This is a genomic window from Rhodopseudomonas sp. WA056 (assembly GCF_010906995.1).
GTDB classification, from domain to species: Bacteria; Pseudomonadota; Alphaproteobacteria; order Rhizobiales; family Xanthobacteraceae; genus Rhodopseudomonas; species Rhodopseudomonas palustris_G.
Genome location: NZ_QPFS01000048.1, coordinates 18,377 through 33,821 on the forward strand (window position 1 = coordinate 18,377; position 15,445 = coordinate 33,821).

At 65.2% G+C, this 15,445-nt stretch carries 15 protein-coding genes; 6 read left to right on the forward strand and 9 right to left on the reverse strand.

What is annotated here, in order from left to right:
- Positions 1 to 7: 7 nt before the first annotated feature.
- Both DU475_RS11710 and DU475_RS11715 read right to left on the reverse strand, forming a co-directional pair.
- Positions 8 to 1,114 (reverse strand): efflux RND transporter periplasmic adaptor subunit, encoded by a 1,107-nt coding sequence (locus DU475_RS11710; RefSeq protein ID WP_164632261.1) that lies wholly within the window; start codon positions 1,112 to 1,114, stop codon positions 8 to 10.
- Between the two features lie 90 nt (positions 1,115 to 1,204).
- On the reverse strand, positions 1,205 to 3,826 hold the full coding sequence (locus DU475_RS11715; RefSeq protein ID WP_164632262.1) for a hybrid sensor histidine kinase/response regulator: 2,622 nt from the start codon (positions 3,824 to 3,826) through the stop codon (positions 1,205 to 1,207).
- 377 nt (positions 3,827 to 4,203) lie between these two features.
- Between DU475_RS11715 and DU475_RS11720 the strand changes: the two genes are divergently transcribed.
- Positions 4,204 to 4,419: a CsbD family protein gene (locus DU475_RS11720; RefSeq protein ID WP_013504282.1), complete on the forward strand. Its 216-nt coding sequence runs from the start codon at positions 4,204 to 4,206 to the stop codon at positions 4,417 to 4,419.
- An 88-nt stretch (positions 4,420 to 4,507) separates the two neighbouring features.
- Here DU475_RS11720 and ggt read toward each other — a convergent pair whose 3' ends face one another.
- Complete coding sequence (gene ggt, locus DU475_RS11725) at positions 4,508 to 6,094, reverse strand: gamma-glutamyltransferase (RefSeq protein WP_164632263.1); 1,587 nt, start codon at positions 6,092 to 6,094, stop codon at positions 4,508 to 4,510.
- Positions 6,095 to 6,339: 245 nt separating this feature from the next.
- On the opposite strand from ggt, the gene DU475_RS11730 reads away from it, so the two are divergent.
- Positions 6,340 to 6,555, forward strand: a complete 216-nt coding sequence (locus DU475_RS11730) for a SlyX family protein (RefSeq protein WP_011159954.1) — start codon at positions 6,340 to 6,342, stop codon at positions 6,553 to 6,555.
- Between the two features lie 161 nt (positions 6,556 to 6,716).
- Here the strand turns inward: DU475_RS11730 and DU475_RS11735 are convergent, their stop codons facing one another.
- The 3 genes from DU475_RS11735 to DU475_RS11745 form a co-directional block, all read right to left on the reverse strand.
- On the reverse strand, positions 6,717 to 8,252 hold the full coding sequence (locus DU475_RS11735) for a class I adenylate-forming enzyme family protein (protein WP_164632264.1): 1,536 nt from the start codon (positions 8,250 to 8,252) through the stop codon (positions 6,717 to 6,719).
- Positions 8,253 to 8,579: 327 nt separating this feature from the next.
- Positions 8,580 to 9,245 (reverse strand): Crp/Fnr family transcriptional regulator, encoded by a 666-nt coding sequence (locus tag DU475_RS11740; protein ID WP_047307973.1) that lies wholly within the window; start codon positions 9,243 to 9,245, stop codon positions 8,580 to 8,582.
- A 144-nt stretch (positions 9,246 to 9,389) separates the two neighbouring features.
- Positions 9,390 to 9,803, reverse strand: a complete 414-nt coding sequence (locus tag DU475_RS11745) for a DUF3775 domain-containing protein (RefSeq protein WP_164632265.1) — start codon at positions 9,801 to 9,803, stop codon at positions 9,390 to 9,392.
- 134 nt (positions 9,804 to 9,937) lie between these two features.
- Here DU475_RS11745 and DU475_RS11750 point away from each other — a divergent pair, with 134 nt between their 5' ends.
- The 3 genes from DU475_RS11750 to DU475_RS11760 all read left to right on the forward strand — a co-directional run bounded on the left by DU475_RS11750 (position 9,938) and on the right by DU475_RS11760 (position 12,536).
- Positions 9,938 to 10,786 carry an MBL fold metallo-hydrolase gene (locus tag DU475_RS11750; RefSeq protein WP_164632266.1) on the forward strand — a complete coding sequence of 283 codons (849 nt, stop codon included), beginning with the start codon at positions 9,938 to 9,940 and terminating at the stop codon, positions 10,784 to 10,786.
- Between the two features lie 109 nt (positions 10,787 to 10,895).
- Positions 10,896 to 11,738, forward strand: coding sequence for a fumarylacetoacetate hydrolase family protein (locus DU475_RS11755; RefSeq protein ID WP_164632267.1), 843 nt, complete (start codon positions 10,896 to 10,898; stop codon positions 11,736 to 11,738).
- A 180-nt stretch (positions 11,739 to 11,918) separates the two neighbouring features.
- Positions 11,919 to 12,536 carry a glutathione S-transferase family protein gene (locus DU475_RS11760; protein ID WP_164632268.1) on the forward strand — a complete coding sequence of 206 codons (618 nt, stop codon included), beginning with the start codon at positions 11,919 to 11,921 and terminating at the stop codon, positions 12,534 to 12,536.
- Between the two features lie 18 nt (positions 12,537 to 12,554).
- On the opposite strand, the gene DU475_RS11765 is transcribed toward DU475_RS11760, so the two are convergent.
- From DU475_RS11765 to DU475_RS11775, 3 genes are all read right to left on the reverse strand, one after another.
- Positions 12,555 to 13,106, reverse strand: coding sequence for a methylated-DNA--[protein]-cysteine S-methyltransferase (locus DU475_RS11765; protein WP_164632269.1), 552 nt, complete (start codon positions 13,104 to 13,106; stop codon positions 12,555 to 12,557).
- The gene (locus tag DU475_RS11770; RefSeq protein ID WP_246700308.1) at positions 13,103 to 13,687 is read right to left on the reverse strand and encodes a glycosyltransferase family protein; all 585 of its coding nucleotides are present in this window, start codon (positions 13,685 to 13,687) and stop codon (positions 13,103 to 13,105) included. Before DU475_RS11770 ends, DU475_RS11765 begins: the two co-directional genes overlap by 4 nt.
- Before the next feature lie 189 nt (positions 13,688 to 13,876).
- Positions 13,877 to 14,461, reverse strand: a complete 585-nt coding sequence (locus tag DU475_RS11775; protein WP_013504292.1) for a hypothetical protein — start codon at positions 14,459 to 14,461, stop codon at positions 13,877 to 13,879.
- 334 nt (positions 14,462 to 14,795) lie between these two features.
- On the opposite strand from DU475_RS11775, the gene DU475_RS11780 reads away from it, so the two are divergent.
- On the forward strand, positions 14,796 to 15,299 hold the full coding sequence (locus tag DU475_RS11780; RefSeq protein ID WP_164632270.1) for a GNAT family N-acetyltransferase: 504 nt from the start codon (positions 14,796 to 14,798) through the stop codon (positions 15,297 to 15,299).
- Positions 15,300 to 15,445: the final 146 nt, after the last annotated feature.

Genomic DNA, 15,445 nt, shown 5'->3' on the forward strand with positions numbered 1-15,445 from the left:
GCGCGGATCAGAAGGTCAAGGCCGACACCACTCGCACCTTTTCGGCCGGATCGAGCTTCTGCACCCCGAGCGTGACCACCTGATCGCCCTCGTCGACGCCGTCGCTGATCACCACGTCGTCGGTTTCGTAGGCCTTCACGGCGACCCGCTTCAGCTTCACCTCACCGGCCGCGTCGACGACATAGAGCGACGGCTGACCGCCCTGGTTGAACAGCGCCGACAGCGGCACCTTCGCGACCCGAACCTTGTCCGGGTCGGTGAGGGTGAGCGTCGCGGTCATGCCGAGCACGACGCGGTCGTCGGCATCCGGCAGCGAGAACTTGGCGAGGAAGGTGCGGGTCGCGGGATCGGCGAGCGGCGCCACCTCGCGCAGCTTGGCGGCATAGTGCCGGCCCGGCTCCGACCACAGCGTCACATCGGCCAGCCCCTTGGTGGCGCGGGTGATCAGCGTCTCGGGGATCGCCACAACCGCTTCCTTCTCACCGATCCGGGCGAGCCGGAACGCGGCCTGGCCGGCCGCCACCACCTGCCCCGGCTCGACCAGTGTGGCGGCGACGACGCCGTGGCTGTCGGCGACCAGCGCGGCGTAGGACAGGGCGTTGCGGGTCAGCTCGACCGAGCGCTCGGCGCGGGCGAAGCGGGCGCGGGCCTCGTCGGCGGCGGCGCGGCTCTGGTCCATCTGCGCCTCGGTGGCCCAGCCCTTGGCGCGCAGCTCCCGGGCGCGGTTCTCCGACGCCGTGGCCTGCGCCAGCACGCCCTTGGCGGCGCTGTGTTCGGCCTCCGCCTGCTCGGCCTGGAGCTTCAGGTCGGTCTGGTCGAGCACCGCCAGCTTCTGGCCGATCTCCACGGTCTGGCCGACCTCGACCAGCCGCTGCGCGATCTTGCCGCCGACCCGGAATCCGACGTCGGTCTCGGTGCGCGGCTTGATGGTGCCGACGAAGCTGCGCTCCGGCGCCTGCGGGACATAATGCACCGCGGTGACCAGAACCGGCCGCTTCGACAGCTCGGGTCTGGTTTCCTTGCCGTCGCAGCCGGCCAGGCCGATCACCGCGACGGCCAGCATGGTGCCGGCGAGAAGTCTGAAGAAACCGTCGAACAGAGGAAACGCGCGCATCGCCAGCCTCCTTTTGCGATCGGAGGAACTGTCGACTGACTTCTGACGATTGTCAATATTCGTCAGGAATCATGAATCTGTGACTGGCCGTCAGCTCGCCAGCTTCAGGCTGCCTTCGCAGCGCCGGCGCAGGTCGGTCAGAGCCCTGGCCAGTTGGCCGGTGAGCAGATCGAGCTGCTCTGGAGAAATCGCTCCGGACTCCTGCTCGATCAGGCGTGCGATCTCGCCGATCGAATGGAAGCCGAGGGTGCGCGCCCCGCCCTTCAGGGAGTGCGCCTCGACCTCAAGGGTGGTGCGATCCATGCGATCTCCGAAACGCCGGAACAGCGCGATCCGCCGCTCCGTCTCGGTGAAGAAAAGCGTCACCATTTCATTGACTTGGTCGCGGCCGATTTCCGCAGTCAGCTCTGCCAGCGTATCCAGATCGGCCTGCGTCGGCGGCGCCAGCACCGTGACCGGCTGGGGCGCCCCGCGCAGCGCCCGCAGCACCGCCGCCACCAGCGCCGGTTTGCGCAGCGGCTTGGCCAAAAAGTCGTTCATGCCGGCCTCGCGGCAGACCTTGACGTCGTCAGGGAACGCGTTGGCGGTCAGCGCGATGATCGGCAGCTTGGCGAGCGCATTGCCTTTCCCGCGAATCGCCTGGGTGGCGGCGAGGCCGTCCATATTGGGCATTCGCACGTCCATCAGCACGACATCGAACTCGCGCTCGCTGGCGGCCTGCACCGCGTCGGTGCCGTCGGACACGACGGTGATCTCGGCGGCGAACTCCTGCAGCATCTTGGTCACCACCATCTGGTTGGTGGCGTCGTCTTCGGCGATCAGCACACGTAGCGGACGACCGAGCAGCGCGATGCGGGTGCGCAGATCGTCGCTGCCGAGCCGGTCGAGCCGGTGGTCGGCGACCCACGCATTGCTCCACGGCAGATCGAGACTGAAGCGGAAGGTCGAGCCCTCGCCCTCGCGCGAGGTCACGGCGATGTCGCCGCCCATCTGTTCGACGATCCGCCGGCTGATCGCCAGCCCGAGGCCGGTGCCGCCGAACCTGCGATTGATCGAGACGTCGGCCTGGGCGAAATCGGTGAACAGGCTGCCGACCCGGTCCGGCGAAATACCGATGCCGGTATCGGTGACCTGCCACTCGACGGTGGCGTGGCTGTCGTTGCGCTTGACGCAGGTCAGCACGATGGCGATCGAGCCGCGCTCGGTGAACTTCACGGCATTGGAAGCGAGGTTGAGCAGCACCTGGCGAATCCGCGCCGCGTCGCCGCTGAGCGACGGCGGCAGCCGCGGATCGATATCGATCTTCAGCTCGATCCCCTTGCCCCTGATCTCCGGCTCGATGATGGCTCGCACCGACTCCACCAGCGTCGCGGGGGAGAAATCGGCCTGTTCGAATTCCAGCCGGCCGGCTTCGAGCTTGGACAGATCGAGGATGTCGTTGAGGATGCGCAGCAGATCGTCGCCGGAATCGCGGATGGTGGTGACCGCCTGTTGCTGCTCGGCGTCGAGCTTGGTCTCCAGCAGCGAATTGGCGAGGCCGAGCACGCCGTTCATCGGGGTGCGGATCTCGTGGCTCATCATCGCCAGGAAGCTGGATTTGGCGCGGTTCTCGGCCTCGGCCTGCTCGGCGCGCCAGCGCTCGGTGACGTCGCGGCCGACGCCGCGATAGCCTGCGAACTCGCCCTTGGCGTCGAACACCGGCTTGGCAGTGAGCGACCACAACCGCGGCGCACCGCCGATCACCACGTGCACCACAAAATCGTTCATAGCCTCCCGCTGCGCCATCTTCGCGGCGACGCCCATCGCGCAACGTCCGTCCTCCGAGCACAGCATGCCGATCACATCCGACAGCAGCGCTCCGGTCAGCAGGTTCGGGGGCAGCTTGGCGACTTCGACGAAACGCTCGGGCACGTGGACCAGCCGCCCCTGGGCGTCGGTCTGCCACAGCCAATCGCTGGCGTTGGCCTGGAAGTCCTTCAGCAGCAGCGAGATGATCTCGGTCTGACGTTCCAGCTCGAACTTCGCGCGCAAATTGTCGAAGAACATCTCGCCGTGCGACACCAGGTTGCGCGACATGAACACGCCGTACAGCAGCAGGAACGCCGCGGTGATGCGATAGGCGGTGCCCTCGCACAGCGCCAGCGACAGCGCCGACCCGGCGGTCAAAGCCCAAGTATAAGCAAGACCGGCCCGCGGCACCGTCGACAGCGTGAACGCGCCGCCGGAGATCATGCCGGCCGCGACGCAGGCGGCGATCAATTGATCGCCGGGTTCGGCGGTGACGAACACCATCACCGGCATCGCCCCCCAGATCAGGCCGAGCAGCAAAGCATGCAGCGTCATCCGCCGGATCGCACGTGCGGAGGCTTCGAGACGGGGCTCGGATCGGGTGCGCAGCCAGGCTCTCACCGCCGAGGCGGCGACGAACACGATCATCGCCATCCAGGCCAGCAGTTGCGGGCGCGCCTCGCTGCCCCAGAACGTGAAGAGTATCAGCGATGCGTTGGCGAGGTTGACGCTCATCGTCACCGGAGTCAGCCGGGTGACGCTGTCGATCTGCGCGGCACGTATCCGCCGCATTTCGTGCTCGTCGATGTCGGTATGCGGCAGCAACGTACCGGCGCCGCGACCTCCCAGCCAGAAGTCCAGCAAGGCGGCCCTGTCGGTCCGGGACATCCAGGCCGTCGTCATCGATTGCCACAGGCCCGACATCTCGAAACGCTCTCTCGGCCGTTTACGATCCAGGTCGTCACTGCCTCATGCGCGGCCTCGCCCAGACAGTCTAACCGCCCGAGAAGACTCTGTCTTCCACACATGCGGCATCCTGTACCGCCCCTCTGATGGATCGCTGACCGGCACAAGACTGGGATCGACCATGCTGCCCGGGTGCTTAGCGACCGTTAACTCGACTGCGGAAGCTGCAGCACGACGGCGCCTCGGTTAACAATCCGCGAAACAACCTATTTTCCGGTAAATTAGTATTCCACAAAGGAGCATGGTCACGACTTGTTGCAACCCAAAATGGTCGGAACATCCCAGGCTCCAACCGGTTGTCCCTGCGAAGCTCACGAAGCAAAGGAGAACATCCGATGGGTAGTACGATGGACAAGGTCAAGGGTAAGGCCAACGAACTCGCTGGCAAGGGCAAGCAGGGCCTCGGAGAAGCCACAGGTTCTGACAAGCTGCAGGGCGAAGGCGTGATGCAGGAAGCCAAGGGCCACGGCCAGCAGGCGCTCGGCGATGCCAAGGAAGCGGTGAAGAACACCGCCGACAAGGTGGCCGGCGCCGCCCACAAAAATCTGTGATCAGCGGCTCACGCAACACCATGGATCGTTGCAAGACCGGCCCTTGGGCCGGTCTTCGCATGTCTGGGCAGTCCCGCCGCCGCCGCTCTTAGTAACCGAGCGCACAGCCGTCCTTGCGCGGATCCGATCCGCCGGTCAGCGTGCCCTTGTCCCAATCGATCCAGATGCCCTGACCGCCGCCATGGGGGGTGCCGATCGGCACGACCTTGTGACCAAGCGCCTTGAGGCCCGCGACGGTCTCGGCCGGCACGCCATCCTCGAGCTGATAGATATCCTCGTAGTGCAGGCCACGCGGCAGATCGATCGCTTCCTGCATATCGAGGCCGTAGTCGAGCACGTTGGTCAGCACATGAACCTGACCGACCGGCTGATACTGACCGCCCATCACGCCCCACGACATTCGGGCCCGACCGTTCTCGGTGGCGAGGGCCGGAATGATAGTGTGCAGCGGGCGCTTCTTCGGCGCGATGCAGTTCGGGTGGCCGGGCTGGATGCGGAAACCGGCACCGCGATTCTGCAGCAGCACGCCGGTCTTGTTCGACACGATCGCGGAGCCGAACGAATGCGCGATCGAGTTGATGAACGAGCAGACGTTGCGCTCCGCATCAACCACGGTGATGTACACGGTCGACGGATTCATCGGCGGCGACACCACCGGCAGATCGAGCAGCTTGTCGAGCGCGATCTGGCTGTAATGCTCCTCGGCGAATTCCTTCGCCAGAATACGCAGCACGTCCACATCGACATGCTGGGGGTCGCCGATGTGCTGTTCGCGGATCATGTAGGCGATACGGGTCGCCTCGGCTTCCAGGTGGAAGCGTTCGACGCTGAGCGGGCCGAACTTGGTGAGATCGAACCGGCTGAGAATGTTCAACATCACCAGCATGGTGATGCCCGGACCGTTCGGCGGGCACTGCCAGACGTCGAGCCCCTTGTAGATCGTGCCTATCGGCGACGTCGTTTCGGTGGCGTGCTCGGCGAAGTCTTCCAGCGTGTGCAGACCGCCGAGCCCGCGCAGCGTCTCGACCATGTCTTCGGCGACCGCGCCCTTGTAGAAGCCGTCCGGCCCCTTGTCGGCGATCAGCTTCAGCGTGTTGGCGAGCTCCGGCTGGGTAATGACGTCGCCGGTCTTGGCGGCTTCGCCGTGCGGCAGCAGATAGCGCTCGGTGTTGGCGCCCTTCTTCAGCTTGGTGAAGCCGTTAGCCCAGTCGAACGCGATCCGCGGCGCCACCACGTAGCCTTCCGCCGCCGCCTTGATCGCCGGCTGCAGCACCTTGTCCAGACCGAACCGGCCGTGATCGCGCAGGATCGTCGCCCAGGCGTCGATTGCACCGGGGATCGTCACCGAATGCGGGCTGGTCAGCGGGATCGCGTCGATGCCGTTTTCCAAAAACCACTCGGCCTTGGCGGCTGCGGGGGCCCGGCCCGAACCGTTATAGGCGGTGATCTTGCCGGTGCCCTTGGGCTGGATCAGCGCGAAGCAATCGCCGCCGATGCCGGTGGATTGCGGCTCGATCACCGCCAGCAGGGCGGACGCGGCAATCGCGGCGTCGGCGGCGGTGCCGCCGGCCTTCAGGATCTCGATCGCGGCCAGCGCCGCCTGCGGGTGCGAGGTCGCGACCATGCCGTTGCGGGCGTGCACGGTGGACCGGCCGGCGAGATGGAAATTCCTCATAGGCACAAGCTCGTTGGGTTGGTTACGCCGCGCTCCGGCGCCGGCCTAGTTGGCATATTCCGCGGGGCGCGAGCAATCCTCACCGAGACCATCGCGGACGACCGCGCTCTCCCCAGGAGGGCCGGTTTCCTGCCGGCACCGGCGCTGTTACACAACGCCCACAGCCGCGCTTCCGCATCCGGGCCGGCGACAACCTGCGTCTTGGCGGCCGTGAGCGGGCAGACCGAGCCGAAATGGAGCGGGCGATGGCCGGCGAGAACGATCTGAACGACCGCGTCGAGGCGCTGGAAGTGCGCCTGGCGTATCAGGACGAGACGATCGAGGCGCTGAACCAGACCGTCACCGCCCAGTGGAAGCAGATCGACGCGCTGACCCGGCAGCTCGCCGCCCTCAGCGAACGGCTCGACCAGGCCGAGAGCAGCGCCGGCGCTCCGGCCAACGAGCGTCCGCCGCATTATTGAGGGAGGAGCGCTCGCTCAAGCGCAGGGCGCTCCCCTTGTCATTCCGGGGCGCGCGAAGCGCGAACCCGGAATCTCGCCGTGACAACAACCTCGGGATTCCGGGTTCGCTCACTTCGTGAGCGCCCCGGAATGACGTCGGCGAGGCTGAGCGTTTGCTTGGTCTACGACGCCTTCATGCCGAGGCGCTGGTCGCGGAGTTCGCGCTTCAGCACTTTGCCGATCGCGCTGCGCGGCAGCGACTCGACCAGCACGACCTCGGCAAGGCGCTGGGTCTTGCCGACCTGACCGTTGGTCCAGGTCTTCAGCTCCGCCGGGTCGATGGTGCGGCCGGGCCGCGCCGCCACGAACGCAACCGGGGTCTCGCCCCACTCTTCCGACGGCATGCCGACGACCGCGACCTCGAGCACGTCGGGGTGCTTGGCGGCCACGGCCTCGATGTCGCTCGGGTAGATGTTGAAGCCGCCCGAGATGATCATGTCCTTCTTGCGGTCCATCAGGGTGATGAAGCCGTCGGCATCGAACCGACCGACGTCGCCGCTGCGCACCCAGAGGTTGCCGTCCTTGTCGGTCCAGAACACTTCGGCGGTCTTCTGCGGCTGATTGAGATAGCCCTTCATGATGGTGTCGGAGCGACCGACTATTTCGCCGACCTCGCCATCGGGCAGGAAGTTGCCGTCCTCGTCGATCATCCGGATTTCATGACCGGGCCGCGGCTGGCCGACGGTGTGCAGCTTGTTCGGGAATTCGTGGGCGAGCAGCGTGCACGAGCCGCCGCCCTCGGTCATGCCGTAGTACTCGGTCAGACCGCCGGGCCAGCGCTTGAGGATGTCGGCCTTCAATTCCGGCGCAAACGGCGCGGAGGTGCAGAACTTCATCTGGAAGGACGACAGGTCGAACTGACCGAACTCCGGCAGCGCCATGATCCGGCGATACTGCACCGGCACCAGCATCGCGTGGGTGACCCGATGCTTCTGCGCCAATTCCAGGAAGCCGCGGGCGTCGAACTTCTTCATCAGCACCACAGTGCCACCGCCGGCGAGCGTCGGATTGAAACACACCAGCGTCGTGTTGGAATAGAGCGGCGTCGACAGCAGCGTCACCGCGTCGGGGCCGTAACCGATCGGATCGAGCTTGCCGTATTGCGCCCAGCGCATCTGATGGCTGTGGACGATGCCCTTCGGCGTACCGGTGGTGCCCGACGAGTAGATGATGTTGAACACCCATTCCGGATCGATCGTCACCGGCGCGGGCTTGCTACCTTCCGGCGCCAGCCAGCGCGTGAACGCTTCGCCGCTGGTGCCGTCGTCGAACGCCACGCGCTTCACCGCGGCATCGATCTCGGCGTCCTTCATCGCATTGGCGGCGAAGTCGTCGGTGAACAGGATCTTGGCGGCGGAGTCCCGCACCATCGCGGAGAAGTCCTTGGCGGTCGACGACGGCGCCAGCGGCGCCACCGCGATGCCGGCGCGCAGAGCGCCGAGGAAGGTCGCCGCGTATTCGATCGAGGACAGCGCGCAGATCGAGATGGTGTCGGTCGGCTTCAAACCGTCGCGCTGGAAGGTCGCGGCGATGCGATCGATCAGCGCATCGAATTCCGCGTAGCGCAATTGCCGTTCCCCGTCGATCACCGCGATCCGCTCCGGCCGCGCCTGCGCGGTGCCACGAACCAGGGCAGGAAGAGTGATGAAGTCGGGCATTTCGGTCTCCACGTTTCTTGGTTATCGAACTCGAACAAGTGCGCGTCGTTGCGAGGAGCGAAGGGACGCACTGACGCCGCTGAAAAGGCATTCGGCGTCAGCGATCCAGCGCTCGCCTTTCAACCACTTCGCGCCGCTCGCGTACAGACGTTCGACGGAATCGCCTGTCGAGTTCGGCGTTTCGTTCGATCGGAGACTTGTCGGGACCGCGTATTCCGTGTGGCAGACGGCGCACACAATGCTTGCAGCAGGCGCATCATTCCGCAGAACAGCATCGCGGCGTTGCGGTGCAAAATTCTCCAGCACGGGACGTCTAGCAGGGGAAAGCTAGCTTCGCGCCTCTGCCCGATCGTGCAGCACGGCAGCGAGCCGGACGTGATCCACCTCAATGGTGCGATCGTAGCTGATCAGGCCGAGCTTGCGGAACTTGTTCATGAAGTAGCTGACCCGAGAGCGGGTGGTGCCGATCATCTCAGCCAGCGTTTCCTGGCTGATGTGCGTCGCGATCGGCTGCGTTTGACCTCCCCCGTCGAATTCGGCGAGGCGCAGCAGCAGACGCGCCAGCCGCTTCTCGCTGCAATTGAGCAGTTGGTCGAGCAGATCCTCTTCGATGCGACGGTTGCGTAGCAACAGATGCCGGACGAACAATTCGGCGAAATCCGGTTGCGCCCGCAATGTCTCGATCAGCCGCGCGCCGGCGATGATCGCCACCACACAGTTCTGCATGGCGATCGTGGTGGCACTGCGGATCGGTTCGCCGACCAGACACCCCTCGCCGAAGAACTGACCTGGCGCCACCATGCCGGTTGCCGCTTCTTTGCCCTGCACCGACAGCACGACGACTTTGATACGCCCCTGCAGCAGCAAATACACACTGTCGGCTTTATCGCCCTGTGCGAAGATCGTCTGATTCTTGACGAATTTGGTGATCGCGTGGCCGTGACCGAGCTTGCGCAGCAGGTCGCGGGAATCGAAACCAGCCTCCGGCTTCATGGTCGCCTCCACGGGTCGACCGGCATTCCTTCGTGCCGATCAAAGTGCCCCGCAGAATAGACCGCACAGCGCTGAAATCGCTGGTAAATCGGCGTCCCTCGGAATGCTACGGGAACGCAGCCCCGGATGATTGCGGTATCGCGCTCAAACCACCGGGGTGGTGCGCTCGTCGTTCCAGGACAGGCCGAACTGATCCAGCCCTTCGGCCAGGTAATCGCCGAGCAGCGGCTCGCCGAGCAGATAGCGCGCGGTGCGTCCGTTGCGCCCCTCGGCGGCTTCGCGGCGGAGATCGTCCCATTCCTCGATGCTGCCGTCGCCGCGGCCCAGCCGCATCAAGGCCACCAGGTCGATCTGCTCTTCCTCGGTCATTGCGCTGATGAAGCCGGCGATCTCCTGAACGACCGGGTCGTCGCCGGTGTCTTCGAGCACGTCCACCATGTTGTCGTCGGCGCCGTTCGATCCGGAATCGGCATCGCCGTCGCCTTCCTTGACGTCGAATTCACGCGCCTTCTCGATCAGAAACGCGACCTTGTCGGTCGAAATCGCGAGCTCGGGCATCGTCCTTCCTCCGTCGTGGTGCGGGTGTCGGCATCGCACGCGCTAACGCACCGCAGCGCGAGATGATCCATTGCGCCTCAAGCGCAAAACACGCATGTTCGGGCAAAATACGAAGAGCCCGGGAGAAACGTGGGATGGTCTGGACCATCGGCAAGGTCAAAATCACAAAAATCGTCGAAATGGAAATGACCGGAGGCACCCGGTTCATCCTGCCGCAAGCCGTCCCTCAGGAAATCCAGGCCATGCCGTGGCTGATACCGCAGTTCGCCAGCGCCGAAGGCCGGTTGACGATGTCGATCCACAGTTGGGTGGTCGAAACGCCGACCCAGCGCATCGTGGTCGATACCGGTCTCGGCAACGACAAACAGGGCCGCGGCGTGCCGCATTGGAACGGCCTGGACAAACCGTTTCTGCAGGACTTGGCGAATGCCGGCTATCCGGCGGACAGCATCGACACGGTGATCTGCACCCATCTGCACGTCGATCACGTCGGCTGGAACACCAGACTGGTCGACAGCCGATGGGTGCCGACCTTTCCCATCGCGCGTTATCTGTTCGGCCGCACCGAGTACGAGTACTGGAAGACGCATTCGACCGACGCCGCCCACGCCGCAGTGTTCGCTGACTCGGTGCAACCGGTGATCGACGCCGGCGTCGTCGATCTGGTCGACAGCGACGCGCAGATCAGTGATGAAATCTCCCTGATCCCGACGCCCGGCCACAGTCCAGGGCACGTCGCACTGCACATTCGCTCCGAAGGCGAAGAGGCGGTGCTGTCGGGTGACGTCGCACACCATCCCTGCCAGATGGAGCGGCTGGAATGGTCGTCCAGCTTCGACACCGACCCGCTGCAATCGATCGAGACCCGGCGGCAATTGTTCTCACGCTTCGCCGAAACACCCGCCTTGCTGTTCGGCGGGCATTTCGGCCCCGGCCGGATCGTTCGCCACGGCGACGCCTTCCGCCTTGTGGCGCTGCCATGACAGGCGATCGCAACGCCTTGCATGACGTGCCCGCGCCGGCATCCGTTGAATTCAACCGACGCCTGATCCATCAATTGGACAGCCAGCAAAACTGCGGAGGATACGCGGGATGAAGCTCGTTCGTTACGGCGCTATCGGCCACGAGAAGCCCGGCTTGATCGACAAAGACGGCCAGCTTCGCGATCTGTCCGGACAGATCGCCGACCTCGCGGGCGACGCGTTTTCACCCGCGAGCCTCGCAAGGCTGGCTGCACTCGATGTCGCCGGCCTGCCCACGGTGCAGGGCAAGCCGCGGCTCGGCTCGCCGGTCGGCGGCGCGCCGAAGTTCATCGCGATCGGGCTCAACTACGCCGACCACGCCGCCGAGGCCAACATGCCGATTCCGGCCGAGCCGATCGTGTTCATGAAGGCCAACAACTCGCTGTGCGGACCGAACGACGATGTCGAGAAACCTCGCGGCTCGACCAGGCTCGATTGGGAAGTCGAACTGGCGGTGATCATCGGCACCCGCGCCAAATATGTCGGCGAAGCCGACGCGCTCAACTACGTCGCCGGCTACGCAGTCTGCAACGACGTCTCCGAGCGTCACTTCCAGCTCGAGCGATTGGGGCAATGGACCAAGGGCAAGTCGCACGACACCTTCGGCCCGCTCGGCCCCTGGGTCGTCACCAAGGACGAGATCGCCGACGTGCACAAGCTGGGGATGTGGCTCGACGTCAACGGCCAGCGCTGCCAGACCGGCTCGACCGCGACCATGATCTTCAACGTGCCCAAGATCGTGTCGTATCTGTCGGAGCTGATGACGCTGATGCCCGGTGACATCATCACCACAGGCACGCCGCCAGGCGTCGGCATGGGCAAGAAGCCGCCGCAGTTCCTCGACGTCGGCGACGTCGTCAGCCTCGGCATCGACGGCCTCGGCGAGCAGAAGCAGACCATCGTGGCGGCGTGAACCTCTCATACACGCCTCTCGTTCGTCATTCCGGGATGCGCGCTTTTGGGCGCAGACCCGGACTCCATACTCCCCGCGGTGGTTATGGATTCCGGGCTCGCCCACTGCGTTCGCGCCCCGGAATGACAGAAGATGGATTGACCAGGCTCGCGACCAAGCCGTTCCTCTCAGGAGCATCAGATGAAACTCTCTTTCTCCCAAGCCTCGCCGTTCGCCCGCAAGGTGCGGATCGCGGCGATCGAACTCGGACTGATCGACCAAATCGAGTTCGTGACCGCGACCGTGATCCCGGCGCAAGCCAACGAGCAGTACATGCGCGAGGTCAACCCGCTGAAGAAGCTGCCGGCGCTGATCCTCGACAATGGCCAGGTGATCGTCGACTCCTATGTGATCGCCGAATATCTCGACGAGTTCGCCGGCGGAGGCAGACTGATCCCGGCCTCCGGCGCGGAGCGCTGGCGGGTGAAGAGCGATCACTCGCTGCTGCAGGGCATGCTGGATTCGATGCTGCTGTGCCGTTACGAGAAGCTGGTGCGGCCGAAGGAATTGTTCTGGCAGGGCTGGTACGACGATCACTGGGCCCGCGCCTGGGCCGGCATGGCGCGGTTCGACCGCGACACCGCGATGCTGAACGGACCGCTGACGATCGCGCAGATCGCGCTGGTTTGCGTGCTGGGCTACGCCGACTTCCGCTTCGCCGACTGCGGTTGGCGTGCGGCAAATCCCAATCTCGACGCGTTCTACCAGCGGATGTCGCAGCGCGAGTCGGTGAAGGTGTCGGTGCCGCCGGCGGCCTGAGCCTCCGACTGATCGAGATTAGTCGAACAGGCTCGGCGTGTAGTTGACCGCCGCCCCCTCGATCGCCAGCAGCTTCAGCTTGGTGGCGACGCCGCCATTGGCCGAGAAGCCGCCGGGCTTGTCCCCGGCGGCGAGCACGCGATGGCACGGCACGATGATCGGGCACGGATTGCGCCCCAGAGCCTGCCCGACCTCGCGCGACAGCTCGACGCCGCCGAGCTGCTTGGCGATGTCGCCATAGGTCAGAGTCTTGCCGGCCGGAATGCCGCGGGCGATGTCGTAGACCCGGCGCTGAAACGCCGAGCTGCCGTCAAGATCCAGCGCAACATCGGCAAAATCGATCGCTCTACCTTCAAGTAGCGCGACGATGCCATCGATCGCGCGCTGCACGTCCGCCGGCGGCAGCGCTTCCGCGCTGTCGGGGTGACGCTGGGCGATACGGGCCCAAGTCTGCGCTTCGGACGGCTGCGGCAACTGCACAGCGACGATCCCGCGCGCCCCCCAGACGATGCCGCAGCGGCCGATCGCTGTGTCGAACAGGAGATGACTGTGGTGGCCCATCGGCATCATGGCACCGAGACTACGCCCGCCGCGCTCGGCGGGCCACCCGATTTCAAGCCGCCGGGACGTACTGCTCGAGCCGTTGCAAGCAGCTTTTTCGGATCGGCCGGCAGCACATGGGCGCGAGTCGGGTCGAAATCGTAGGCGATGTGATAGGCGTCGTGCTGGTCCTGGGTCAGGAACCACAGCTCGGTGCGGGAGGCCGCAGCGAACACGCCGCGCTCCAGCGCCAGCCGGATCCGCTGCCGCGGCGGCCATGCCCACAGCCGGTCGCGCAGGATCGCCGCATCGTCGGCGACGTAGTGAAAGTCGGCGCCGGGCACCAGTTCGAACGACAGCAGCGCATCCGGCTGATGCGCGCGGCGGTGCTCGCGGACAGCCCGGGCGAAATTTCGTGCCCGACGATGATTGGTCAGGCCGCGGGCGCGAACCTTGACGGTCGTGATGCGGTCGAGCGGTTCGGACGATGGAATCGTGGTGATGAGGGTGACGTCGTGCCCGCGACCGGCAAGATGGCGCGCGATCGCGATGCAATCGCGTTCCTTACCGCTTTGCTTCTCAAGTTGGAAAACCGCCAGCAGGATTTTCATGACGCGGCGGTTCGATCGCGACGGGTCGGGGGTCATTTGACGATGGGCTTATAGCGCGGCGGCGCTGCGGCGCGCAACGCGGCCGCGCAAATCCCGTCGGAGCCGAGCCGACCGCAGTCGAATGCCAAGCGCACCCTCGGCCCGTGTGACGACCGCGGCGCCGATCGCCACGGCCGCCCAGCACAGATTTTATTCTTCGTCGTCGAGCGCGTCAGACAGCGCATCGTAGTTCTTGGTGACCAGCTCGATGTTGGTCTTGTTGGTCACTGACGGTCCGGGGTTTTTCAGCACCTCGTTGAGGTCGGCCAGCGCCTGCTTCTTGTCGTCGGCCGACATCTTGGTGTCGGCTTCGACTGCGGCGATCTGATCCTTCAGCGCTGCGGCCGGCCCCACATAGGTCTTGGTCTTGGGGTCGACGCCGGCCATCACCATACCGATCGCTTCGACCACGTCGCTGTATTCGCCGTAGGAGGCGAAGCCGTGCTTCTTGGCAGCCTCGTCGAGCTGGGCGAGGATCTTGGGATCCGGCTTGGTGTCCTGATCGTCCGGCAGCTTGGCAGCGACGGCGTCGATGTCCTTGTGGGCGGCCAGGACGCCCTTGATCTGGCTCTCTGAGAGCGTCACCTCTTTCATGGCCGGCTCGGTCGCGGTCGTCGCGGCAGGCGCGGCCTTGTTGGCTTCGGCGAAAGCGGCTGGGCTCGACATCGCGCCCACTGCGACGGCGAGCACACCGGCTCCGAGGATGCCGACGACAGGGCGAAGGGCAAATAGCATGAACTGTCTCCTCAGTTGGACCAGACTCGCAGGCGACCGTTATCGGGCAACGGCGCAGGCGCATCGGTTCACGCCCAATCTGATCAGGGATCGAGTCGGAACCGGGGCGACACTAGCCTGAGCGGCATGAACCGCTGCAAAATGACGCGTCGACCGCACGGGGAGCCGGTCACCGCCGCCCATCGGAGCAGACGTCGAGGGGAAGTCCGGGCAACGCGGCGGCTCGTTCACCTTCACATCGCGACAGGGGAAATCTATTACACTGTACGGGCCGGCGAAGATCTGCACGTGCGATGCTCCGTGCTGGTCTCCGAGACGACTAATCGAGGGACGGATGCTCCTCAGGCCAGCAAGATCGGACGACTTCGACTCAATCCAGAAGGTGGAGATCGCCTCTTTTGCGACCCTGCAGAAGGCCGGCGCAATCGACGGCACGCCATCGTCGAGCACCACCGCCCAATTGCAGGACTATCTCGATCACGCCCTTCTCTATGTGGCCTGCGGTCCCACCGGCGCTACGGTCGGATTCTGCGGCGGCTACGTCGCCGGCCGCTTTCTGCACGTCGGAGAGATGGACGTGCTACCTGGGTTTCAGCGAAGAGGGCTGGGCCGGAGGCTTCTGACGACCTTGCTCGACGAAGCACGTGCGCGGATGCTGGACGGCGCGACACTGACGACGGATCGGTTCGCGCCCTTCAATGCCCCCTTCTATGCGACCTTTGGCTTCCGGGTTCTGGAAGGCGACCACCTACCCGAACGTCTCCGGAAGATCCTCGACGCCGAGATCGAGAGCGGGCTCGATCGGACTCGTCGGGTCGGCATGGCGTTGCGGTTCTGAAGCCAAAATCAGCGTTGCGTGTCTGCGCGGTGTGTGTTGCGGGATGCGGTGGGGCGTGGGTGATTGCCTGGCTGTTTTGGGGGTGTTTTGAACGCAAAACGCCGCCTATCCCGGAGGAAGGCGGCGTTTTGTGTATGTGTCATCGT